Consider the following 24,524-nt stretch of genomic DNA (forward strand, 5'->3'; position numbering starts at 1 on the left):
CATTGAGACGATATTTTCGCTATTTTTTTGATAGCAAATCAATGTTTCATATCAGTCCAAATCCAAATGCACCAAATTAGAGCGTTTTTCGGCCGAATTTGGCGCGCCGAGCAACTGCCCTCTTTACATGCTTTAACCAAAGTTTGCACATTGACAGCAATTGCCAGCAGGTGATTTGATGGAGAAATGAAGGAAACACCAAGCTTCCTTCGCCGGCAGTGCCGGAACCAAGAATTTACCGGCGTGTTCATCGTTTTCAATGGGAGCTACACAATGATGGTTGAAACAGTAATGGCCCGTTCCGTGCGCATCATCTGCGCAGGTGGTCTGGCCTTTGGTATGCACGCAGCAGCAATGGCTCAGCAGGCAGACGCCGACGTGGTCGCCCGTGTTGAAATTACCGGTTCGTCGATTAAACGTATCGCCAAGGAAGGTTCGCTGCCAGTGCAGACCCTGTCCCGCGCCGATATCGAACAAAGCGGCGTGCAAAACGTGGCTGACCTGGTCGCCCAGCTGCCATCGATGCAAGGTTTCATCACCTCGTCGGCATCGGTCAACGGCGGCGGCGGCGGCGTGCAAACCGCATCGATCCACGCCATCGGCACCCAGTACACGCTGGTACTGTTGAACGGCCGCCGCATGGCGCCGTACGGCACCGGCAGCGCCGTCAACCTGGCCAGCATTCCGCTGTCGGCCGTCGAGCGCGTTGAGATCCTGACCGACGGCGCCTCGACCCTGTACGGTTCGGACGCGATTGCCGGCGTGATCAACTTCATCCTGAAGAAAAACCAGACCGACCTGGTCATTGACGCGACCTACAACGCGCCGCAAGAAAAAGGCGGCAAGAGCAGCAACTTCGCGATCAGCAAGGGCTGGGGCAACCTGGAAGCCGACGGCTTCAACGTCCAGGTATCGTACAGCCACGATGAACAGAAAGAGCTGAACGCCACCGACCGCGACTTCGCCAAATCGGGCGTGCACCGCTTCGAAAACGGCGGCAAGAAATACGCTACCTGGCAAACCTCGATCAACTCGACCCCGGCCAACGTCGAAGTCGTTGCCCCAGGCGACGTCGACCTGATCCTGAACCACGACCTGCTGGCCAAGAACGGTTGCACCCAGCCGAACACCTTCTCGCGCGGCGGCGCTTGCCGCTTCGACTACGCCGCCACCGTGCAGCTGCTGCCTGAACTGAAGCGCGACAGCGTGTTCGCCAACGGCTCCCTGAAACTGGGCAAGGACACCACCGCGTACAGCGAGCTGGTGCTGTCGAAGTTCACCAACACCGCGCGCTACGCGCCGGCGGCACAGCCGCTGACCGTGTTCAGCACCGATGCCGACACCGGCGTCAAGACCATCAACAACGCTTACATCGGCGCCTACAACAGCTCGATCGCGCCGTTGCTGGCCGGCCAGGGCGTGAACCCGGCTGACGTCACCGACGCCTTCCTGTACTACCGCGGCGCCGACGCCGGCGGCCGTACCGACGAGTACCGCACCGACGCCGTCCACTTCGTGGTGGGCGTGGACAGCAATATCTCCGGCTGGGACGTGGGCGCATCGTTCACCCACTCGCAGAACAAGCAGACCGACAAAGCACTGGCCGGCTACATGAGCGGCAACAAATTCGAAGAACTGGTGCGCACCGGTAAGTACAACCCGTTCGTGTCGTCGAGCGGCGCTGCCGCCGTGCTGGCTGACGCCGTGCTGCGCCAAGACCTGGGCCAGACCAAGTCGAAGATCGACGTCGCCAGCGCCAAGGCCTCGCGCGAAGTGTTCGAGATGGCGGGCGGCGCTGCCGCACTCGGCCTGGGCGCTGACTTCACCAAGCAAACCTACAAGGACACCCCGTCGCAGATCGCCATGGGCCCAGGCCCAGGCAATCCTGGCTGGACCGACGTCGAAATCGGCGGCGGCACCGGTTCGCAGGCACTGGACGCCAGCCGCCAGAGCTGGGGCGCGTTTGCCGAGTTGCTGATGCCAGTGGCCAAGGGCGTGGAAGTCACCTCGGCCGTGCGTTACGACAGCTACGACGCGGTTGAGAAAAAGAACGTCAGCTACGACACCGCCGGCAAGCCTGCCCCATCGGGCAAGCTCGGTGAAGACGTGGCCAAGGCAACCTACAAGCTGGCCGCGCGCTGGACTCCGGTGCAGTCGGTGCTGCTGCGCGGTTCCTACGGTACCGGCTTCAAGGCTCCGACCTTGAACAACATCGCCGACCCGCTGAAGAACGCCGGTTCCTCGAATCCGTTCGCTTGCCCGATCACGGCGCCAACCGACCCGCGCTACAAGTACTGCCGCGGCACCTCGGAATACGGCCTGCTGGACACCGGCAACCCGAACACCGGCGACAAGGCACTGAAAGCCGAGACCTCCAAGCAGGCAACGCTGGGCTTCCGCATCGAGCCAACCACCTCGCTGTCGTTCGGCCTGGACTGGTGGGATGTCAAGCTGAAGAACCAGATCCGCACCTACTCGCAGGATCAGCTGTTCGGCGTGCCAGCACTGGCTAACCAGTACATCGCCGTCTACGCCGACCCTATCCAGAAGAGCAACGTGCTGGTCGCAATCCGCCAGCCGCTGAACCTGGCCTCGTCGCGCTTCCAAGGCCTGGACTGGGATACCACCTACCGCACCGCGACCCCGATCGGCAAGGCCAGCGTCAACTGGACCGGTACCTTCATGCTCAAGGCTGAGCAAGAGACCCCGGGCGTCGGCAAAGAGAAATCGATCGGCCGCTTCGACTCCTACGATGACGTGGTGTTCCGCGTAGTGAGCCGCATGATCTTCACCCTGAAGAGCTCGGAAAAACTGAGCAACTCGCTGACCGTGAACTACCGCACGGGCTACCACGACAAGCCACTGACCGCCGACGACCAGGCCGTGCGCGAAGTGCTGGCCGACGGCAGCATCGGCGGCTACGTCGACATGACCGACCGCAAGGTCAGCTCGTACACCACGCTGGACTGGCAAGGCAAGTTCAACTACGTGAAGGGCCTGACCATCACCGCTGGCATCCGCAACCTGCTCGATCGTGATCCTCCGTTCTCGATCCGTAACTCGGGCGGTGGCAACCAAGTTGGTTACGACGGCCGTTACGCCGACCCGCTGGGCCGTACCTTCTACATCACCGGCCAGTACCGCTTCTAATCGCCTGACAGCCCGGCATTAGCAGCCAGCCCCAGGATCGCCTCGGTCAATACCGAGGTAGTCCTGGGGCTTTTTTATTGACTTTTTGTCTCATTTTTACAAAACAATAACCTTGTTTCATATACATCATCTCTGTGCAAATGTTTAGATCACAGATCTAACCGTCTTGGGAGTTGAATAAAATGATGCAAGAAAAAGTTTTGGCGCGCACCCTGCGCCGCGTGTACGCCGGCAGCCTGATCGGCCTCGGCTTGCTGGCGCCGCTGGCGCAAGCGCAATCGGACGCGCCTATGCAGCGCGTCGAAGTGACCGGCTCTTCGATCAAGCGCCTGGTGTCGGAAACCGCCAACCCGCTGAGCGTGATCAAGGCCGACGACTTCGTCAAGCAAGGCTTGACCACCGCACAGGAAGTGCTGGATCGCATTCCTTCCAACAGCTCCAGCTTCACCTCCGGCAACGTGGTCGGCGGTAACAGCTCGGGCCTGCCGACCGGCGGCCAGGCCAGCGCCGACCTGCGCGGCCTCGGCGGCGACAAGACCCTGGTGCTGCTGAACGGCCGCCGCATCGCCAACCATCCGTATGACGGCGCCAGCGTTGACCTCAACATCATTCCGGTGTCGGCACTGGATCGCGTGGAAGTGCTGCGCGACGGCGCCTCGGCCATCTACGGCACCGACGCCATCGGCGGCGTGATCAACTTCATCACCAAGCGCTCGGTGCAAACCACCACCATCACCGGCGAAGCGATCCTGCCGCGCAAGGACGGCGCCGATGAAAAACGCGTCAACATCTCGAGCGGCTTCGGCAACCTGGACGATGACGGCTACAACGTGTTCGGCGTGTTCGACTACCACAAGCTGGACATCCTGACCTCGCAGCAGCGCGAGTTCTCCAAGACCGGCGTGATCCCGTCGCGCGGCCTGGCGCTGACCTCCGGCACCACCTTCCCCGGCAACTATTTCGATCCGACCTCGCTGGTCTCCGGCAACCCCGGCTACGCCAGCGGCTGCGACGCGCCGAACTCGCTGCCGATCGGCGGCGGCGGCACCTGCCGCCAGGATTACACGCGCCAGATCGACAATCTACCGGAGCAGAAGCAGACCTCCTTCTTCGGCAAGGCCACCTTCAAGATCAACGGCGACCACCTGGCCTCGATCGAATACCTGCACTCGGAAAACGACGTGGTGTCGCACACCGCGCCGCCGCCGCAAACCGGCCTGATCCTGCCGAAGAGCAGCAAATACTACCCGGGCAATTCGGGCGGCGTGCCGGCCATGCCGGGTTTGTCGGGCGACCCGCTGTCGGTCAACTGGCGTCCGACCGAAGCGGGCGAGCGCGAAATCAATTCCAAGGGCGCGGCTGACCGCCTCAGCATCGCTGCCGAGGGCTTGTTCAAAGGCTGGGATTACAAGACCGGCTTTACCCTGTCGGAAAGCCGCTCGGCCGAGTACTTCACCGGCGGCTACGTCAACGACGAAAAATTCGCCGCCGGCGTGTTCAACGGCATCCTGAATCCATTCGGTAAACAAGACGCTGCCGGCGCTGCTTATCTGGCGACTACCGCCCTGCGCGGCCAGGTGCAGAAAGGCACGACCCGCAATACCGGCATCGACGCCAAGGCCAGCCGCGAGCTGATGGATCTGGCGGGCGGCAAGCTGGCAGTGGCGATCGGCGGCGAACTGCGCCGCGAAGAAGCGGACTTCTACGTCAACCGCGACATCGCCGGCCAAGCCGCGTCGTCGGGCCTGTCGGGTTCGCAATCGACCGATGGCGCGCGTACCGTGAAAGCCGTGTTCGGTGAAGTCAACCTGCCGCTGATTACCGATCTGGAAGTCAACCTGGCCGTGCGCTACGACGACTACAGCGACGTCGGCCACACCACCAATCCGAAACTGGGCCTGCGCTACCAGCCGACCAAGCAAGTGCTGCTGCGCGGCTCGGCCTCGACCGGCTTCCGCGCGCCGACGCTGTTTGAGAAAAACGCGCCGCTGTCGAAGAACGATACCAACAACTCGTACAACGACCCGATCCTGTGCCCGGGCGGCGTGCTGTCCTCGAACCCGATCGCCAATCCGCTGCGCGACTGCGACCTGCAACAGTTCAAGCTACAAGGCGGCAATGCCAACCTGAGCCCGGAAAAGTCCAAGACCTTCTCGTTCGGCGTGGTGTTGGAGCCGATCCCGCAAGCCACGCTGGCGGTCGACTACTGGAACATCAAGCTCAAGGACAAGATCAACGCGCTGCCGGAAGAAGCCATCTACGGCGACTACGAGAAATACAAGGCGCGCTTCCTGCGCAATGCCGACGGCTCGCCGTACGCGATCCTGGACTTGAAGGAGAATCTGGGCAAGGTCAACACCGACGGTGTCGACCTCAGCCTGACGCTGCGCTCGGGCGCTACCGACGCCGGCAACTTCACGCTGACCCTGGACGGCACCTACGTTCACAAGTATGAGTACCAGGACGAGCGCGATGGCCCGTTCATCCAGAACGTCGGCCGCTACGCCGCCAACAACCCGGTGTTCCGCTGGAAGCACAATCTGGCGCTGAACTGGCGCCTGGGTGTGTGGAACGCCACGCTGGCGCAGTCGTTCAAATCTGGCTACACCGACCAGAATCTGGACATCGAAGACCAGTACCTGAACAAGGTGCCGTCGTACGCGCTGTGGAACGTCTCGGGCAGCTACACCGGCTTCAAGGGCGTGACCCTGACCGCCGGCGTGAAGAACCTGCTGGATAAAGAGCCGCCGTTCTCGAACCAGGGCACGCTGTTCCAGAAAGGCTACGATCCACGCTACACCGATCCTGTAGGCCGCGCGCTGTACCTGCGCGGCAGCTACAGCTTCTAAGCAGTTACTTGGCAGCCGCCTCGCGCTGCTGCGTCGCAATGCGGCGCTGGCGCACGGCGGCGGCCAGGCCTTGCAGCACTTGCACACTGCTGTCCCAATCGATGCAGCCATCGGTCACGGATTGGCCGTAGGTCAGCTCCTTGCCCGGCACCAGATCCTGGCGGCCGGCCACCAGGTGCGACTCGACCATCACGCCAACGATGCGCTGCTCGCCGCCTGCCACCTGCCCGGCAATATCGGCGCACACCGGCACCTGGTTCTCCGGCTTTTTCGAGCTGTTGGCGTGCGATGCGTCGATCATCAGGCGCGCCGCCAGGCCTTGCGCGGCAATCGCCTTGCAGGCTTCGTCCACGCTGGCCGCGTCGTAGTTCGGCGTTTTGCCACCGCGCAGGATGATGTGGCAATCCTCGTTACCGTTGGTCGACACGATGGCCGAATGGCCGCCCTTGGTCACCGACAGGAAGTGGTGCGGCTGCGACGCCGCTTTGATCGCATCGACCGCGATGCGGACGTTGCCATCGGTGCCGTTCTTGAAGCCGACCGGGCACGACAGGCCCGACGCCAGCTCGCGGTGTACTTGCGATTCAGTGGTACGCGCACCAATCGCGCCCCACGAAATCAGGTCGGCAATGTACTGCGGCGAGATCACGTCGAGGAACTCGGTGCCGGCCGGCAGGCCCAGCTCGTTGATGTCGCGCAGCAGCTCGCGCGCCATGCGCAGGCCGTCATTGATGCGGAAGCTGTTGTCCATGTACGGGTCGTTGATCATGCCCTTCCAGCCGACCGTGGTGCGCGGTTTTTCGAAATACACGCGCATCACGATTTCCAGGTCGCCGGCCAGTTCCTTGCGCAGTTCGACCAGGCGGCGCGCGTATTCCATCGCCGCTTTCGGATCGTGAATGGAGCACGGGCCGATCACCACCATCAGGCGGTCATCCTGGCCGTGCAGGATACGGTGCAGCGCCACGCGCGCATTGGCGGCAGTCTGCTCCGCCGCTTCCGTGCACGCAAACTCGCGGATCAGGTGGGACGGTGGCGTCAGTTCCTTCATCTCGCGGATGCGTAAATCATCGGTACGGGGCATTGCTGTTCTCCAAAAAGTTTGGGGTAAAAAAAAACCGCCTCGGGCTGAGGCGGTTTTTTTGGATTCTGCTGGGACTCGTCTTGCTTCTACGTGCACCGGCCGCTAACTCCACCGCCTTGGGTTGGATAGCTAAAGTAAAACCAGCCGGTAAAGAAGAATTTGGTCATGTGGTCGACTATAGCGCCATTATTTGGCCCTTGGCAAGCGATTTTTTTTCGGCAATAAGGCCTCCCTACAAAACTTTACACCTCCGTAGTTGTCTTTACATCTTAGCCATTGTGACTAAATGTAACGTTCGGCGGCCAGCAAAATGCGGCGTTCCGGCATTTGCGCAAAAACTCGTCTTTACAGGTGCGTTTGTTTGCTACTGTTGGATATCCACACAATTATCTTTCGATCATTGTTCGTCCTACTACTGAATGTTTTGATGACCATCCCTTATCCCAAAACAAAATCAGGAGTGACACACCCATGATGATAGAAAGAGCTCTTACCCGATCTCTGCGCGTAATGTTCGCCGGCGGCCTCGTGGTTGGCATGCACGCAGCCGTCGCCCAAACCGACGACGGCGCTATCCAGCGCGTGGAAGTGACCGGGTCCAGCATCAAGCGCCTGGCCGCCGAAACGGCGCTGCCGATCACCAGCATCAAGGCATCCGACTTTGAGAAACAAGGCCTGACCACCGCAGCCGAAGTGATGAATACCTTGTCGATGAACCAGAGCTCGACCGGCAGCACGCAATCGGTAGGCTCTGGCACCGGCGGCATCGCCACCGCCGACCTGCGCGGCCTGGGCAGCAACAAGACGCTGGTGTTGCTGAACGGCCGCCGCCTGGCCAGCCACCCGTTCAACGGTTCCTCCGTGGACTTGAACATCATCCCGCTGTCGGCACTGGAACGCGTTGAAGTGCTGCGCGACGGCGCCTCGGCCATCTACGGCACCGACGCGATTGGCGGCGTGATCAACTTCATCACCAAGCGCTCGGTGCAAGGCGCCACGGTCAGCGTTGAACGCTACCAGCCGCAAGCGAGCGGAGCCGGTGCTGAGTCGCGCCTCAACCTGTCGGGCGGCTATGGCGACTTGAACAAGGATGGCTGGAATGTGTTCGGCGTGATCGACCTGCACAAGCAGACCGCGCTGGACGCGGCCGACCGCGACTTCTCCAGCACCAGCGTGCGCCCGGACAAGGGCATCAACAACAGCAGCGGCACCTCGCAGCCGGGCAACTTCTACTCGGACAACGGCATCACCGGCAATCCCTACTACGCCAGCGGCTGCGTCGGCAAAGGCCTGATCGCCAATAGCGCCAACGGTACTTGCCGCACCAACACCGTCGCCTACATCCAGGACATTCCGAAGACGCAGCAGGAATCCTTCCTCGGCAAGGCCACCTTCAAGCTGAGCGAAGACGACATCGCCACGGTTGAATACCTGCACAGCCGCTCGACCAATGCCAGCGCGATTGCACCGTCGCCGCTGACCGGCATCACCATGACCTCGGCCAGCCCTTACTACCCGGGCGGCAGCGCGGGCGTGCCAGCGGTGGCAGGCCTCACCGGCGAGAACCTGACCATCAACTGGCGCACCGTGGCCGCAGGCAAGCGCCAAGGCTACGACACCTCGATCTCCGACCGCCTGGTGCTGGCCTCGGAAGGCCTGGTGGCGGGCTGGGATTACAACGTCGGCCTGACCTACGGTATCAGCAAAGCCAGCAGCGCTTTCGCCGGCGGCTACACCAACGACTCGCTGATCAAGGCGGGCGTGCTGAACGGCACGCTGAATCCATTCGGCGAGCAATCGGCAGCCGGCCAGGCCTACATTGATTCGGCCCAACTGCTGGGCGAATACCTGGCCGCCAAGATGACCAGCATCGGCGTGGACGGCAAGATCAGCCGCGAGATTTATGAACTGCCGGCTGGCAGCGTCGGCTTCGCTATCGGCACCGAATTCCGCCATGACAAGGCCACCTACGACATCAACACCGACCTCGCCTCGCAGGCATCGAGCTCTGGCTATGCCGATGCAAAAGACCAGGCCGGCCAGCGCAACATTGCCGCGCTGTACTCGGAGCTGAGCGTACCGCTGACCAAATCGCTGGAACTGTCGGCCGCAGCGCGCTACGACCACTACAACGACGTCGGCGGCAGCTTCAATCCAAAGATCGGCCTGCGCTGGGAAGCCAGCAAGCAGCTGATGTTCCGCACTTCGTACAACACTGGCTTCCGTGCGCCGACGCTGTACGACCTGCATGGCCCGGCCACCTCCACCTTCACCAGCAATGCGTATGACGATCCGGTGCTGTGCCCGGGCGGCGTGGCAGCGGCTGGCGCCAATCCGAACGTGGCCTGCAACCAGCAGCAATACATCCGCAGCGGCGGCAATGCCAACCTGAAGCCGGAGAAATCCAAGACCTTCGCGCTGGGTGCGGTGTTTGAGCCGATCAATTCGCTGAGCGTGTCGCTGGACTACTTCAACATCAAGATCCGCGATTCGATCGGCACCGTGGCCGAGTCCACCATCTTCGACAACTACGAGAAGTACAAGAGCTACTTCGTGTACTCGGCTGATGGCAAGACTTTGCAGTACGTGAACGCGGTGCTCGATAACCTGGGCGAAGTGAAGACCTCGGGCATCGACACCAGCCTGCGCTGGAAGCTGCCGCGCACTTCAGTGGGCCACTTCACCTTCCAGTTCGACGGCACCTGGGTGCACAGCTACAAATACCAGAACGAGACTGGCGGCGAGTTTGTGGAGAACGTCGGCGTCTACGGCGACAACGCGCCGGTATTCCGCTGGAAGCACAATGCCACCATCAACTGGAAAAAAGGCGCATGGGGCGCGAGCTTCGCCAACAAGTACCTGAGCGGTTACGAGGATGAGAACGATGTGGCGGAGCAGTACTACCACCACGTGCGCGCGTACTCGACGTACTCGCTATCGGGCAGCTACACGGGCTTCAAGAATACCGACCTGACTGTCGGTATCAAGAACTTGTTTGACAGCGCGCCGCCGTACACCAATCAAGGTACGACCTTCCAGAGCGGTTACGATCCACGCTACACGGATCCGCTGGGCCGCACCTTCTACGTGAAGGCGACCTATAAGTTCTAACGGGGTTGACGCTGCTTGTCGCTTTAGAAGCTGACGGCACCAACCCAACCCGCACACCGCTGCGGCCAGGGTCTGACCCCGTACGGGGTCAGACCCTTTCGTGAGGGTTGCTCTTTACGAGCGTAAGTCAGCGCCTCGGGGTACTCATCTTGAGCACCCCGCTTTTTTAAGCGGTACCGCCGACGGTTACACCATCGATGCGCAGTGTCGGCTGGCCCACGCCGACCGGCACGCTCTGGCCTTCCTTGCCGCACACGCCAACACCCGGATCCAGCTTCATGTCGTTACCAATCATCGACACCCGGTTCAGCACTTCCGGGCCGTTGCCGATCAGCGTAGCGCCTTTCACCGGGTAGGTGATCTTGCCATTCTCGATCATGTAAGCCTCGCTGGCCGAGAACACGAATTTGCCGTTGGTGATATCGACCTGGCCGCCGCCGAAGTTCACCGCGTACAAACCATTCTTCACCGACGCCAGAATCTCGCCCGGGTCTTTATCGCCACCCAGCATATAGGTGTTGGTCATACGCGGCATCGGCAGGTGCGCGAACGATTCGCGGCGCGCGTTGCCGGTCACCGGCATCTTCATCAGACGCGCATTCATGGTGTCCTGAATATAGCCTTTCAAGATACCGTCTTCGATCAGCGTGGTGCACTGGGTTGGATTGCCTTCGTCGTCGATGTTGAGCGAACCGCGGCGATCCGCCAGCGTGCCGTCATCCACCACGGTCACACCCTTGGCCGCCACACGGTCGCCGATGCGGCCGGCAAACGTCGACGAACCCTTGCGGTTGAAGTCGCCCTCCAAACCGTGGCCGATCGCCTCGTGCAGCAGGATGCCAGGCCAGCCAGGGCCCAGCACCACGGTCATCGGGCCGGCCGGCGCCGGACGCGCATCCAGATTCACCACCGCCGAATTGACCGCATCGGTTGCGTACTGATCCAGCAGCGTATCGCTGAAGTAGCCATAGTCGTAACGGCCGCCGCCGCCCGACGAGCCGATTTCGCGGCGGCCGTTCTGTTCCACGATCACGGTCAGCGAGACGCGCACCAGCGGACGAATATCAGCAGCCAGCACGCCGTCGCTGCGCACCACCAGTACCACGTCATACTCGCCGGCCAGGCTGGCCATCACTTGCACCACGCGTGGATCCTTGGCGCGCGCCATTTTCTCGATGCGCTCCAGCAGCTTGACCTTGGCGGTCGCGTCGAGCGACACCAGCGGGTCATGCGGCAGGTACAGCGAGCGGCCGCCAACGTGATTGGTCGCGCCGGCCACCTTGATCTTGCCAGCGCCAGCACGGGCGATGGTGCGGGTAGCAGCGGCAGCGTCCATCAGCGCCGCTTCGGAGATTTCATCCGAATACGAGAACGCCGTCTTGTCGCCCGACACGGCGCGCACGCCCACGCCTTGGTCGATCGAGAAACTACCGGTCTTGACGATGCCCTCTTCCAGGCTCCAGCCCTCGTTCTTAGTGAACTGGAAATACAAGTCGGCGTAGTCAACCTTGTGGGTGAACATGCTGCCGAGCGTTTTGAGCAGCTTGCCTTCGTCCAGCCCGAACGGCGTCAGCAGGATATCGCGCGCTACGGCAAGGGTGGACAGATTCGGTTCAAATGGCTTCATGGTGATGCTTTCTGTTAGGTGTTACCGGCATTGTAGTGGATATCACATCGTCCGGTGTTTCAGCGCCGGCAGGCTGTCGCGCACGCCTTGCATGTAGCCGAGGTCGATCTCGCCCGCCACCACGCCCTCGCCCTCGGCCAGCACCGACTTGACCGCGCCCCACGGGTCGATCAGCATGCTGTGGCCCCAGGTACGGCGGCCATTCGGATGGGTGCCGCCCTGCGCTGCCGCCAGCACATAGCACTGGTTTTCAATCGCCCGCGCGCGCAGCAGGATTTCCCAGTGCGCCATGCCGGTGGTATAGGTAAAGGCGGCCGGCACCACGATCAGGGACACCGGCCCCAGCGCACGGAACAGTTCCGGGAAACGCAAGTCGTAGCACACCGACATACCAACCTTGCCGAACGGCGCCTCGAACGCGCCCACGTGCGTGCCCGGCACGATGGTCTTCGATTCGTTGTACGACTCCGTGCCCTTGGTAAAGCCAAACAGGTGGATCTTGTCGTAGCGGCCCACGTGCTCGCCCTGCGGGTTGTAGACCAGCGTGGTGTTAATGACTTTTTCAGGATCGTCCGAGGCCAGCGGCAAGGTGCCGCCGATCAGCCAGATGTTCAGCTCGCGCGCCAGGCCGGACATGAAATCCTGGATCGGCCCGCTGCCCAGCGGCTCCGCCACTTTGACCTTGTCGCTATCGTTCAAACCCATGATGGCCCAGTACTCGGGCAGCAGCACCAGCTGGGCGCCGTCCTGCGCGGCCTGCGTGACAAGGCGGCGCGCGGTGGCGATATTGTCCGGCACGGACGGCGAGGAAATCATTTGTACGGCGGCGACGGTATGCATGGCTATCCTTTCGGTGGCGCGGTCGGTTCTATTTTAGGAGCGTCGAGCTTGGTGACCACCGGTGCTTTCCACGGGCCAGTCACCTGCATATGATAGGTCAGCGCCTTCATCACCGGTGCACTCAGGAACAATTGCGCTAAAAAACTCCCCAAACCGATCACAGGATTGACGGCTAATGCATACACCAGCGGCGCGGTGCCGAGGTTGACCTCAGGAATCACCACCACGTGCAGGTTAGCCGTTTCGTTGGCGATGTCGGCGCTGCCGTCCATCAACACAGTGGCGGCGACGCCGTGCATTTTCAAGTTGTCGGTCTTGACGATGCCGCGGTTGATGTTGGCGTTGGCGGTGATGCCGTCAAACGCCAGGCCTTCCGAGAAGACGTCGTGGAAATCCAGTTTGAGCAGACGCGGCAAGGCTTGCAGGCTGAGCACGCCCAGCAGCTTGGCCGCGCCGGGGTCTTGCTTGAGGAACTGCCCCTTCTCCACGTTCATGGTGATCTGGCCGGACATGCTCGGCAAGTCCAGCGAGTACGGCAAGCCCTTCCACGCGATATCGCCTTTGAGCGTGCCCTTGCCGCCTTTCAGCGTGTCGACAAAACCGAAACGCTCGAGCAGCTTGCCGGCATCGATGATGTCGAGGTTGAAGTCGAGATTGGTGTTGTGCACGCCGTCCTTGCTGACCCACTTGCCGCTGCCGGTCAGCGCGCCGTCGGCGTTGGCCAGCGACAGCTTGCTGACGCGCCATTCGCGCGCGCTGCTCAGCTGTACGTTGTTCGCTTGCAGTTCCAGGCGGCCCAGCGGCTTGTTGAACAATTCAAAGCGATCCACCACCACGTCCAGCGCCGGGATGGTGGCGGCGGCGCTCTTGCCGTCCAACAGTTCCTGCACTTCGCTCGATGCCGATTCCGGGATCACCAGCGACGACAGGCGCGCGGTCACCTTGCCGAGGCCGGCGCCGGTGGATGGCTCGGCCCACGCTACGTGGCCATTGGCTTGCGTTGAATCGATGCTGGCTTGCCACATGCCTTTTTGATGAGTAACGCCGACCACAATGTTTTCTAGCTTGCGGTCGCCGATCACCAGTTCGCTGGCGCGCGCGGCGACCGAGTCCGGCAGCACGTACTGGGTGAAGTCGCTGCTGTCGTTCGCGGTCGAAGCACCGCCCTTGCCGGCCACGGCATCGCCAAAGTCCAGCCAGTTGTCGACATTCAGTTCGCGCAGATTGATGTTGAAGGCCAAGCCGCTGTCCGGCTCCGGCGCCGGCGTATTGACGCCGATGCCGCCGCGCGCCAGCTTCCAGTGCTGCTTGCTGGCCTTCTGCCGCTGGTAGCGCGCCGCGATGCTGGTGCCCAGCGTAATGCGGATATCGTCATGCAGCAGGCCGGCCGAATCCTGCGTCAGGCCGCTGGTCAGCACGAAGCGCAGCGGCATGGTGTCGGTCTGGGATTTCTTGACCGGCGCCGGCAAGTCCAGCCCGAGACCGGTCAAGCTGGAGTCGACCGCCACCACCACCTGGTGATCGCGCACCGTCACCGTGCCGCTGTAGCGCGTGGCGCCGCTGAAGTGCTCGGCCAGGCGCTGCATCGCTGGCGACTGGTAAGTCTGGCGGAAACCATCCGCCGTCATCAGCCCGCCCAGCTTGACCACGATGGCATTGTCCTTCTGGCTGCCGCCGGTAATCGATACCGGGCCGCCGAGGAAGTTGCCGGACAGCTGGTTCAGATTGACGCCGTGCTCGTTGAATTCGATCTTGCCCTGCGACGATTGCACCACCGGCATATCGTTCATCAAGGTGATGTCGTTGTTGACCAGTTGCAGCGTGCCGTTGACCTTGGTGTCGATGGCGTGCGCCAGCGGGATGCGCAAGCTCAGCGCCAGCTTGCTGTTGCCGCTAGCCTGCGTCTCGTCGGTGAAGTGCGAGATCCATTCCAGCACCGGGCTGTTGCTCACGTACTTGAGGAACTCCTGCATCGGGCCGGCGGCATTGCCGTCAATTTCCAGCATTGAGTCGTGGATCATCAAATCCGGGATCACCGCCTTGACGTTGCTCAGCGCAACGCCGCCCGTGGTTGCGGTGTCGCCGCGGATTTCCATGCGCGCGCGCTCGAACACGAAGCTGCCTTTGATGTGCTCGGCTTGCGGCCACAGGGGCAGCGGCTTGCCGTCCTTGCCCAGCTCTTTGCCGTCACGCAGATAGTGGCCCGGTTCGTAGTTGAGTTTGCCGTCGGTCAGCTTGCCGGCCACGCGGAATTCGCCGCGCGCCTTGTCGGCATTGCTGTCGCCGTGGAATGGGAAGTGCGCGAGATCGCCGCGCAGGCGCAGCGTCACATCGGTGGCGACGCCGCCTTCCAGCGCGCCAGTCAGCCAGTGATGCAAGTCGTGCGGCGTCTGCATCGGCAGGTAGCGACCAATGCGGTTGAGCTGGAAGCCGGTCAGCGTGCCGCTGAGGTCGGCCTTGCCCGGGCCTTTGCCGGCCAGCGGAATCAGGTGCGTGCCTTGCAGCGTGCCGCTCATGCCTTCCTGCTCGAAGTCCATGCTGTCGATCTGGAACAGCAACTGGTTGTCGGCCTCGAACGACCAGCGCGCCTTCAGATTCAGATGGTCGAACGGCATCGACGCTTCGGCAAAGTAGTCCGGCATCTGCAGCACCAGTTGCTGCGAGTTCAGGTTGAAGCTGCCGCCCTTTTCGGTGGCGTCGATCGAACCGCTCAGGTTATCGAAACCGGGAATCGCGGGCAGGCCGGCAATCGCCGGCGTCTTGGCGGTTTTCGGCTGGGCGATGCGCGGCGGCTGCGGCTTCAAGCCCAGTCCCACCAGGTCGCCCTTGATGCGATACGATTGCAAGGCCGGGAACGCGCCCTGCCACTCGGCCGAGAAGTTCTGCAGCAGGCCGCGCGGCGCGAAGCTGGCCAGCATCTTGTGCTGGTGCTCTTTGAGTGGCAGGCGCTCGGCGAGGCCGGCCAGTGTTTGCAAGTCCAGCTGGTGCGCGCGCAGTTCGACTTTCTCCGCCCTGGCGCCGGCCGCCGCGACAAAGGATTCCGACAGCGAGGTCGGCGCCATCACCAGGCCGTCACGGGTGGTCAGCGTCAGGTTGTTCAGTTCGATGCTGTGGCCGAGCGCGCCGAAACCCGGCGTCACCGCGCCAGGCTTCGGCGCCGGACGGACATCTTCGCGGGCGGCGATGCGGCCGCTCATCTGCTGCAAGTCCAGCAGCGGCAATTCCTTGCCCAGCACGGCGGTGATATCGGACAGGCCGACGTCGGCGGTAAAGCCGGTCAAGCGCGACTGGTCGACGCCCACCCAGGCGCGCAGCGAACCATGGCCGCTGCTCAGTTCAAACGGATAGTTGAGCCACGCCTTCCACGCGAGCAAGTCGGTGTTGCGGATATCGGCGTAGAGCTCGCCCTTCCACATCGAGAAGTTGGACAGGCGCGCGCCAAAGGCAGGATGCGTGAAGTCGGCCCGCACATCCACCGGCGCGGCCAGCGCGGCCGGCGGCGTGGCGCGCAAGGCAAGTTGATGATGCAGCCATTGGTTGCGCAGCACCACCGTCACATTGTCGAGCGCCAGCGGCGGCGCGGCGCGCTGGCGGTCAGTCCATTGCAGGCGACCCTCGCGGATCACGATGTCGCGCTGCACCAGCAGCCACTCCAGCCCCTTGCCGTCGCTCGGCTTGTCGAGATCGATGTAAATGCCAGCCACGAACAGGCGTCCGTCGGCCTCGCGTACGATTTCAAGGTTGGGACGGTTCAGCTCCAGCACGTGGAAGCGTGGCGTGCCGGTCACTGCCGTCCACCACGACAAGGTCGCCGATACGCTCGGCAAGGTCAGCGCCGGACGGCCTTGCTGGTCGTGCAGCACCACATCGCCCAGGATGAGATTGGGGCGGAAGCCATTCCACGAGGCGTACACGCGGGAAATGGTGACCGGATTGCCGACCGCGCTGCTGGCGGCGCGCTCGATATCGCCCTTGTAGTGGTCGATATTCGGCAGCACCGCGTAGCGCAGGGTGAGGAACAGGATTGTGAAGGCAAAATACAACAGCAGCGCCAGCTTCAGGGTGAAGCCCAGCACGTGGTGGGTGGCGAGATTGCAGATCCGATAGGCAGCACGAAGCCGATGCCAGCGCGCGGCCAACGGGCCTTCGCCTGTCACGGTCTCCTCTTCTGGTTTTTGCATCAATACGCTAATAAATCAGGCCATGCATCAAATAAATAGCAAACTCGCGCTACACTCGGTTTCGAGAGCAATTCTACCTTACCTCTATGAGTTCACCTTCAGTTTCCCGCTTCTACCAGCGCTGGCTGTCTGCCGCGCCCGACCGCAGTGCCAAGATCGATGAATTGGCGCAATTATCGCTTGCCCAGCTTAATCTGGATGAATATTTACAAAAAGAAGCAGAAGCGAATCCTGCCAGCCCGCTGCCGCTGGTGCGCTCGATGCGCCGCCTGCGCAACTTGCTGGTGTGCGCCCTGATCCGGCGCGACCTCGAGGGCAAGGCCAACCTGGCCGAAGTGGTCGAAACCATGACCCGCTTTGCTGATTTTGCCATCCAGAAACACATGACCGAGCTGCACGCCGAGATGGTGGCCGTCCACGGCCAGCCGATCGGCCGCGATTCCGGCCTGCCGCAGGAAATGATGGTGCTGGCCATGGGCAAGCAAGGCGGTGGCGAGCTCAATGTTTCCTCCGACATCGACCTGATCTTCGTCTACCCGGAAGACGGCGATACCGTAGCCGACGCCGGGCAGCGCAGCCTGTCCAACCATGAATTCTTCGTCCGCCTCGGCAAAAAACTGATCGCGGCACTGGCCGAGATCACCGAGGACGGCTACACCTTCCGCGTCGACATGGCCTTGCGCCCGAACGGCGCCTCCGGCCCACTGGCCGCCAGCCTTGGCATGGTGGAAAACTACCTGATCGTGCAGGGCCGCGAGTGGGAGCGCTACGCCTGGGTAAAGGCGCGCGCTGTCACCGGACGCGCCGAGGATATCGCCGCGCTGGATGCGATTGTCCGGCCGTTCTGCTTCCGCCGCTACCTGGACTTTGGCGTGATTGACGCCATCCGCAATATGCACGCGCAGATCCGCGCCGAGGTCAATCGGCAAGAGCGGCTGCACCCGGATCGCAGCAACAACGTCAAGCTGGGCCGCGGCGGCATCCGCGAGATCGAGTTCCTGGCGCAAGTCTTCCAGCTGATCCGCGGCGGCCGCGACGCCGCCCTGCGCGACCGCTCGACCCGCACCACCTTGCGCATCATTGCCGAGAAAGGCCTGCTAAGCCACGCCATCGTCTATCAACTGCTGGCTTCTTACACCTTCCTGCGCAACCTGGAGCATCGTTTGCAATACCTGGACGACGCCCAGACCCACACCCTGCCAGCCAATGACGCCGACCGCCAGACCGTGGCCGAGATGATGGGCTTGCCCGACGTTGCCACCTTGCTGGCCCAGCTGGACGCGCACCGCCAGTTTGTCGCCGGCCAGTTTGACGAGATGTTCTCGGACAAGACCGAAAGCAGCGAAAACGACATCGAACTGCAATCGAGCAACGAATGCGCCGATCCCGACAACCGCGAGGCCATGGTGGCCCGCTTCGGCACGCTCGGTTTCGCAGACCCGGAGGCCGCCACCAAGCGCCTGATCGCCACCTGGCAAGCGCCGCGCCTGCAATCGCTGCCGGAAGCCAGCCGCAACCGCCTGCAAGGACTGATCAACACGGCGCTGCCGCTGATCGTGCAGGCGGCGCAGGAGTCGAGCGGCGGCAACCAATTGGCCACCTTGGGCCGGCTGCTCGATTTCCTTGAAGCCATCGCGCGCCGCTCGGCCTATTTGTCGCTGCTGACCGAATACCCGCATACCCTGGCGCGCGTGATCCGCATGGTGCACGCCAGCGGCTGGGCGGCGCTGTTCCTGAGCCAGCACCCGATCCTGCTCGACGAGCTGCTGGACGACCGCGTGCGCAATGCCATATTTGACCCGGTGGCGCTGGCCGCCGATATCGACAAACAACTGGCAGCCTACCCCGGCGACACCGAGCGCCAGATGGACATCCTGCGCGAAATCCACCACGCCCAGTTGTTCCACCTGCTGGCGCAGGACCTGGCCGGCGACCTGACCGTGGAAAAGCTGGCCGACTACCTGTCGGCGCTGGCCGACACCATCGTCGCCGCCACCATCAAGGCGGTGTGGCAGACGGTGGCCACGCGCCACCGCGAAGTGCCGCTGTTCACGGTCATCGCTTACGGCAAGCTGGGCGGCAAGGAACTGGGCTATGTGTCCGACCTCGACGTGATCTTCCTGTACGACGATCCCGACCAGGACGCCCCGGCCCAGTACGCCAAGCTGGCGCAGCGCTTCATCACCTGGATGACCTCGCACACCTCGGCCGGCATCCTGTTCGACATCGACACCGCGCTGCGCCCGGACGGCGCCAGCGGCATGCTGGTCTCCAGCGTCACGTCGTTTGAGAAATACCAGAGCAACTCGGCATGGGTGTGGGAACACCAGGCGCTGACCCGGGCCCGCTACTGCGCCGGCGACGTGGCCATCGGCCAGCGTTTCGAGCAAATCCGCGAAGCCGTGCTGCGCAAGGAGCGTCCGCCCGGCGGCCCGCTCAAGCAAGAGGTGATTGCCATGCGCAAACGCATGGTCGATGCCAAGCCTAACCACAGCGCCCTGTTCGACCTCAAGCAAGACCCGGGCGGCATGATCGACATCGAGTTCATCGTGCAATTCCTTGTCCTGCAACACGCTGCCGCCTATCCTCAATTGACGGCCAACTTCGGCAACATCGCCCTGCTCCACATGTGCGCCGACCTCGGCCTGATCGACACCGGACTGGCCGCCAACGTGGCCGATGCCTACCGCAAGTATCGCAAGCTGCAACACCAGTTGCGCCTGCAGGGACAGGATCTGGCGCGCATTGACCCGGCGCTGGTCGGCAGCCACCCGGCCAATGTCTCGGCGCTGTGGCTGGCCATCTTTGGCGAGGCCGTTGCCACTTAACAACATTTTCTTTGTCAAAAGGTGCAATACTTCAGGAGCAGTTCCATCACATAAGGAGATAGCTATGAGAGCATTATTGGGCGCCGTGGCCTTGGGCCTCGGCTTGCTGGCAAGCTCGGGCGCTGCGCTGGCGGCCGACAAGGGGTCGGCAGACGAGGCGGTGGCGATGGTCAAGCGGGCCGTGGCCATGGTCAAGTCGGACGGCAAGGAGAAAACCTTTGCCGCCATTGCCGATCCGGCCAACACCTCGTTCCATGACCGCGATTTGTATATTTATGTGTATGACCTGAATGGCGTGGCTTTAGCGCACGGCAATAATCCCAAAATGGTCGGCAAGCCGCTGATCGGTTTAAAAGATAATGAAGGCAAGGCCATGATTAAAGAAATGGTCGATACCGCCAAGAATAAAGGCAAGGGCTGGGTCGATTTTAAATGGCCGAATCCCGTGACCAAGGCCGTTGAATCGAAGTCCGGCTATGTCGAGCGTGTTGACGATTTCCTGATCGGCTCCGGCATCTACAAGTAATTCCCTGTCCCCCTTCTTGCCGACAGTGCCGCCATTGCGCTGTTGGCATGCCTCAGCCTTTCGCCAGAGTCACAAACCCCTTTATTTCCACTAGTTAAACAGACACATTTTGTTACATTAGTGTTGCTGTTGCTTTTTTGCGAATGTTGGATTTTTTACGGCTTTTTACGTTTACAAGATGACTACGAAGTCGGTAAAGTTGGTCAGTTAAACCAAGAAATTTAACAAAAAATAAACGGAGAGTTGTTTCAATACACCCTAAGGAGTTCCGCAATGATGAAGGAAACAGTTTTGTCCCGTTCCGTGCGCATGATCTGCGTAGCCGGCATGGCGATGAGCGCGCAAGTTGCATTCGCACAAGAAGCTGCCCCGGCAGAAGCCGTACAGAAAGTACAAATTACCGGTTCGCGCCTGCTGTCGCCGAGCGCAGAATCGCCAACCCCGCTGCAAATCCTGACCTCGGCCGACATCGCCGCCTCGGGCGCAGTCAACCTGCAAGACCTGCTGCTGAAAAACCCAACCGTTGGTACGCCGTCGCTGAGCCGTACCAACTCGAACTTCCTGACCTCGGGCGGCGGCGTATCGACCGTCAACCTGCGTAACCTGGGCGATTCGCGTACCCTGGTGCTGGTCAATGGCCGCCGTTTCGTCTCGGGCGTACCGGGCGACACCGCAGTCGACTTGAACACCATCCCTACCGACTTCATCGAGCGCGTTGAACTGCTGACCGGTGGCGCTTCCGCAACCTACGGTTCGGACGCGGTGGCCGGTGTGGTCAACATCATCCTGAAGAAAAACTTCGAAGGCGTGACCGTCGACGCATCGACCGGCAAGAGCGACAAGAACGACGACTTCAAGAAAAAACTGTCGATTACCTTCGGCACCACCTCGGCCGACGGCGGCAGCAACATCATGGGTCACTTCGGTTACTCGAAGCAAGGCGCCGTGATGTCGAAAGACCGTCCGGGCCTGGGCGCTGCAGTCGACCAGATCTCGCTGGGCGCTGGCGTGACCGGCGACGCAAAAGACGCGTATACCCCGTACGCACCGTTCTACTCGAGCTTTGCACCGCAAGGCCGCTTCTTCTGGGGCCCAGCAACCGGCGCCGGCGGCGGCAGCTACACCTACGACAAGAACGGCAACCCGATTGCCTTCTCGACCAACGGTTCCGCCACCCTGCCGGCATCGGGCTTCAACCGCTCGGAATACCGCACCATCGCCGTGCCAACCGAGCGCTACTTGTTCGGCACCAACGGCAACCTGAAGCTGAACGAGAACCACAATGCGTTCTTCGAAGGCACCTACGCTGCCACCAAGGTCGACACCAACATCGAACCGTTCGCGCTGGATTCGGCCAACGTCTTCCGTCCTAGCGGCGTAGTGCAAGGCGAAACGCTGGTCAACGGCGTCAAGGTGCGCAACCCGATCATCCCGCAATACCTGTGGGATCGCATGACCGACACCGACGGCGATGGCTTGAAAGACTACCGCTTCACCCGCCGCCTGAACGAGTTTGGACCGCGCCACAGCTCCGTCAACCGCGGCACCCTGCGTTTGGCCACCGGCTTGAAGGGCACCCTGCCATTCACCAACGACTGGAGCTACGACGCCTTCGTCAGCTACGGCCGTACCACGGAATCGCAAGCGTCGACCGGCCAGATCAACATCGTCAACATGCGCAGCGCGCTGGCTGGCGTGCCTAACCCCGACATCCCTGGCGGCGTCATGTGCGCCGACGCGCAAGCTCGTCGCGACGGTTGCGTGCCTATCAACGTGTTCGGCCTGGGCGCCATTTCGCAAGACGCGCTGAAATACGTGACCGCACCGGGCTCGCTGGAAACCTCGGTGACCCAGAAGATCGCCGGCGGCACCATCACCGGTGAACTGCCATTCGGCCTGCCAGCTGGCCCGATCGGCATGGCAGCAGGCTACGAATGGCGCAGCGAAGATTCGGCCAGCGTGCCGGATCCACTGACCCAGGCTGGCCTGAACGCCGGCAATGCGATCCCAGCCACCTACGGCTCGTTCATCGTGCGTGAAGAATTCGTTGAGACCCGCGTACCGCTGCTGAAAGACAAGTTCTTGGCCAAGAACCTGGACTTCCGTGGTTCGTTCCGTCACGGCGACTACTCCACCGTAGGCAGCACCAACAGCTGGAACGCTGGTCTGGAATGGGCGCCGGTTTCGGACGTCAAGTTCCGCGGTACCCGCGCTGTGTCGACCCGTGCACCAAACATCGGTGAACTGTACCAGGCACCAGCACAAACCTTCCCAACGGTCAGCGACCCATGCGAAGGCACCAAGCTGACCGGCACCGACCCAATCAGCGTGGCTTGCCGTGCTGCACCAGGCGTAGCCGCCAACATGGCTGCTAACGGCGGCACCTTCACCCTGAACCAAGCCGACCGTCAAGGCGTCAGCGGCTACAACAAGGGCAACCCTAACCTGACGGCAGAAAAAGGCCGTTCGAGCACCGTTGGCGTGGTCGTCACCCCAACCTCGATCCCAATGCTGAGCAAGTTCACCTTCACGGCTGACTACTTCAACATCAAGATCGCGGACGCCATCATTAGCACCCCGCGTCAGTTCGCCCTGCAAAACTGCTACGGCGGCAACACCTACTACTGCCGCTACATCACCCGCCGTACCGCGGCTGAAGGCTCGAACAGCATCGGTACTCTGAAGTACGTCGACAGCTCGGCTGAAAACAGCGGCGGCTTCGGCACCGAAGGTATCGACTTGACCGCGTCGTGGGCTGATAAAGTCGGCCCAGGCCGTCTGAACGCCAAGATCTCGTACACCTATCTGAAAACCCTCTGGAACCGTCCAGAGAAAGATGCAGATAAAGACGAGGGCGCAGGCGAGCTGGAAAATCCACGCAACAAGGCAGTGCTGAACCTGGCCTACAAATGGGGTAACTTCGGCATCACCACCGTGACCAGCTACACCGGTCGCGTTGCGCTGGACGACCAGTTCGTTGCCTCGGCCTTCGACAATCCGCAGGATCTGGCGAAACTCGGTTCGTACACCACGACCGACTTCCAGCTGACCTACGACGTGAAGAAGAACTTCCAGCTGTACTTCGGCATGAACAACGCCTTCGACAAGAAGCCGCTGCCGATCATCACTGGCCTGAACGGCAACACCACCGGTACCGAGACCGACGCATCGGCTTACGATCCGATCGGCCGCCGCTACTACCTGGGTCTGCGCGTTTCGATGTAATCTGGATGGGGCGGCTCAGCCGCCCTGCCATAAAAAAACCCTCGCGGCTTACACCGCGAGGGTTTTTTATTAGCTGAACGCTTTGGATTACTTGGCGTTCATCAGTGCAACAGTGGTGTCCAGCATGCGGTTCGAGAAGCCCCACTCGTTGTCGTACCACGACGAGACTTTCACCAGGCGGCCCGACACCTTGGTCAGGGTCGAATCGAAGTTCGACGAGGCCGGGTTGTGGTTGAAGTCGACCGAGACCAGCGGTTCGGTCTGGTAGGTCAGCACTTCTTTCAGCGCGCCTTCAGCAGCGGCCTTCATCAGCGCGTTGACCTCATCCACGGTGGTGTCGCGCTTGGCGATGAACGACAGGTCGACCAGCGACACGTTGATGGTCGGCACGCGGATCGCGAAACCGTCCAGCTTGCCGTTCAGCTCAGGCAGCACCAGGCCGACCGCGGCGGCAGCGCCGGTCTTGGTCGGGATCATGCTCATGGTGGCCGAACGGGCGCGGCGCAGGTCTTCGTGCATCACGTCCGACAGCACCTGGTCATTGGTGTAAGCGTGCACGGTGGTCATCAGACCGGTTTCCACGCCGATGGCGTCGTTGAGCGGCTTGACCAGCGGCGCCAGGCAGTTGGTGGTGCACGAAGCGTTCGAGATCACGGTGTCGCTGGCTTTCAGCACGTGCTGGTTGACGCCGTACACGATGGTCGCGTCCACGTCCTTGCCGCCCGGCGCCGAGATGATGACTTTCTTGGCGCCGCCCTTCAGGTGAGCCGAAGCTTTTTCCTTGGTGGTGAAGAAGCCGGTGCACTCCAGCACCACGTCCACGCCCAGCTCGCCCCATGGGATTTCTGCCGGGTTGCGCTGTGCGAACACGCGGATCACGTCGCCGTTCACGATCATGTTGTCGCCGTCTACGGTCACGGTGCCTGGGAACTTGCCGTGGGCGGTGTCGTAGCGGGTCAGGTGGGCGTTGGCCTTGGCATCGCCCAGATCGTTAATTGCCACGATCTGGATGTCTTGCTTTTTGCCGCCTTCGTAGAAAGCACGCAGTACATTACGGCCGATACGGCCATAGCCATTGATTGCAACTTTGATCGTCATACTTT

11 protein-coding genes are annotated in these 24,524 nt (G+C 61.8%); 6 read left to right on the forward strand and 5 right to left on the reverse strand.

All coding sequences use genetic code 11. From position 1 onward, the window contains the following. Nucleotides 1-291: 291 nt before the first annotated feature. Complete coding sequence (locus GTP45_RS02245) at nucleotides 292-3,150, forward strand: TonB-dependent receptor domain-containing protein (RefSeq protein WP_229258304.1); 2,859 nt, start codon at nucleotides 292-294, stop codon at nucleotides 3,148-3,150. A 182-nt stretch (nucleotides 3,151-3,332) separates the two neighbouring features. Then, complete coding sequence (locus GTP45_RS02250; protein WP_371874403.1) at nucleotides 3,333-5,999, forward strand: TonB-dependent receptor; 2,667 nt, start codon at nucleotides 3,333-3,335, stop codon at nucleotides 5,997-5,999. Nucleotides 6,000-6,003: 4 nt separating this feature from the next. Here GTP45_RS02250 and aroG read toward each other — a convergent pair whose 3' ends face one another. Then, nucleotides 6,004-7,083 carry a 3-deoxy-7-phosphoheptulonate synthase AroG gene (aroG, locus tag GTP45_RS02255; RefSeq protein WP_161012243.1) on the reverse strand — a complete coding sequence of 360 codons (1,080 nt, stop codon included), beginning with the start codon at nucleotides 7,081-7,083 and terminating at the stop codon, nucleotides 6,004-6,006. Between the two features lie 471 nt (nucleotides 7,084-7,554). On the opposite strand from aroG, the gene GTP45_RS02260 reads away from it, so the two are divergent. Then, on the forward strand, nucleotides 7,555-10,194 hold the full coding sequence (locus GTP45_RS02260) for a TonB-dependent receptor (RefSeq protein ID WP_161012244.1): 2,640 nt from the start codon (nucleotides 7,555-7,557) through the stop codon (nucleotides 10,192-10,194). Nucleotides 10,195-10,360: 166 nt separating this feature from the next. Here GTP45_RS02260 and tldD read toward each other — a convergent pair whose 3' ends face one another. From tldD to GTP45_RS02275, 3 genes are read right to left on the reverse strand one after another with little or no spacing between them, the layout of a single operon-like run. Then, nucleotides 10,361-11,821, reverse strand: a complete 1,461-nt coding sequence (gene tldD / locus GTP45_RS02265; protein ID WP_092278627.1) for a metalloprotease TldD — start codon at nucleotides 11,819-11,821, stop codon at nucleotides 10,361-10,363. Nucleotides 11,822-11,863: 42 nt separating this feature from the next. Next, entirely contained in the window at nucleotides 11,864-12,661 is a 798-nt protein-coding gene (locus GTP45_RS02270; protein WP_161012245.1) for a carbon-nitrogen hydrolase family protein, read from the reverse strand. A 2-nt stretch (nucleotides 12,662-12,663) separates the two neighbouring features. Next, nucleotides 12,664-16,842: a YhdP family protein gene (locus tag GTP45_RS02275; RefSeq protein WP_161012246.1), complete on the reverse strand. Its 4,179-nt coding sequence runs from the start codon at nucleotides 16,840-16,842 to the stop codon at nucleotides 12,664-12,666. A gap of 86 nt (nucleotides 16,843-16,928) precedes the next feature. Here GTP45_RS02275 and glnE point away from each other — a divergent pair, with 86 nt between their 5' ends. The 3 genes from glnE (at nucleotide 16,929) to GTP45_RS02290 (ending at nucleotide 23,421) form a co-directional block, all read left to right on the forward strand. After that, a complete protein-coding gene (gene glnE / locus GTP45_RS02280) occupies nucleotides 16,929-19,670 on the forward strand; it encodes a bifunctional [glutamate--ammonia ligase]-adenylyl-L-tyrosine phosphorylase/[glutamate--ammonia-ligase] adenylyltransferase (protein WP_161012247.1) in 2,742 nt (913 codons plus the stop codon). Nucleotides 19,671-19,734: 64 nt separating this feature from the next. Continuing rightward, nucleotides 19,735-20,196, forward strand: a complete 462-nt coding sequence (locus GTP45_RS02285) for a cache domain-containing protein (RefSeq protein ID WP_161012248.1) — start codon at nucleotides 19,735-19,737, stop codon at nucleotides 20,194-20,196. A gap of 273 nt (nucleotides 20,197-20,469) precedes the next feature. Continuing rightward, on the forward strand, nucleotides 20,470-23,421 hold the full coding sequence (locus tag GTP45_RS02290) for a TonB-dependent receptor domain-containing protein (protein WP_161012249.1): 2,952 nt from the start codon (nucleotides 20,470-20,472) through the stop codon (nucleotides 23,419-23,421). 87 nt (nucleotides 23,422-23,508) lie between these two features. Here GTP45_RS02290 and gap read toward each other — a convergent pair whose 3' ends face one another. Beyond that, on the reverse strand, nucleotides 23,509-24,519 hold the full coding sequence (gene gap / locus GTP45_RS02295; protein WP_161012250.1) for a type I glyceraldehyde-3-phosphate dehydrogenase: 1,011 nt from the start codon (nucleotides 24,517-24,519) through the stop codon (nucleotides 23,509-23,511). Nucleotides 24,520-24,524 lie beyond the last annotated feature (5 nt).

This window comes from Duganella rivi (genome assembly GCF_009857435.1).
Taxonomy (GTDB): domain Bacteria; phylum Pseudomonadota; class Gammaproteobacteria; order Burkholderiales; family Burkholderiaceae_D; genus Rugamonas; species Rugamonas rivi.

Excerpts from the sequence above, each read along its gene's own strand:
- GTP45_RS02270 (WP_161012245.1), bottom strand. The coding sequence starts at position 12,661 with ATGCATACCGTCGCCGCCGTACAAATGATTTCCTCGCCGTCCGTGCCG.
- glnE (WP_161012247.1), top strand. The coding sequence starts at position 16,929 with ATGAGTTCACCTTCAGTTTCCCGCTTCTACCAGCGCTGGCTGTCTGCC.
- gap (WP_161012250.1), bottom strand. The coding sequence starts at position 24,519 with ATGACGATCAAAGTTGCAATCAATGGCTATGGCCGTATCGGCCGTAAT.
- GTP45_RS02245 (WP_229258304.1), top strand. The coding sequence starts at position 292 with ATGGCCCGTTCCGTGCGCATCATCTGCGCAGGTGGTCTGGCCTTTGGT.
- GTP45_RS02285 (WP_161012248.1), top strand. The coding sequence starts at position 19,735 with ATGAGAGCATTATTGGGCGCCGTGGCCTTGGGCCTCGGCTTGCTGGCA.
- GTP45_RS02275 (WP_161012246.1), bottom strand. The coding sequence starts at position 16,842 with ATGCAAAAACCAGAAGAGGAGACCGTGACAGGCGAAGGCCCGTTGGCC.
- GTP45_RS02290 (WP_161012249.1), top strand. The coding sequence starts at position 20,470 with ATGATGAAGGAAACAGTTTTGTCCCGTTCCGTGCGCATGATCTGCGTA.
- tldD (WP_092278627.1), bottom strand. The coding sequence starts at position 11,821 with ATGAAGCCATTTGAACCGAATCTGTCCACCCTTGCCGTAGCGCGCGAT.
- GTP45_RS02250 (WP_371874403.1), top strand. The coding sequence starts at position 3,333 with ATGATGCAAGAAAAAGTTTTGGCGCGCACCCTGCGCCGCGTGTACGCC.
- aroG (WP_161012243.1), bottom strand. The coding sequence starts at position 7,083 with ATGCCCCGTACCGATGATTTACGCATCCGCGAGATGAAGGAACTGACG.
- GTP45_RS02260 (WP_161012244.1), top strand. The coding sequence starts at position 7,555 with ATGATGATAGAAAGAGCTCTTACCCGATCTCTGCGCGTAATGTTCGCC.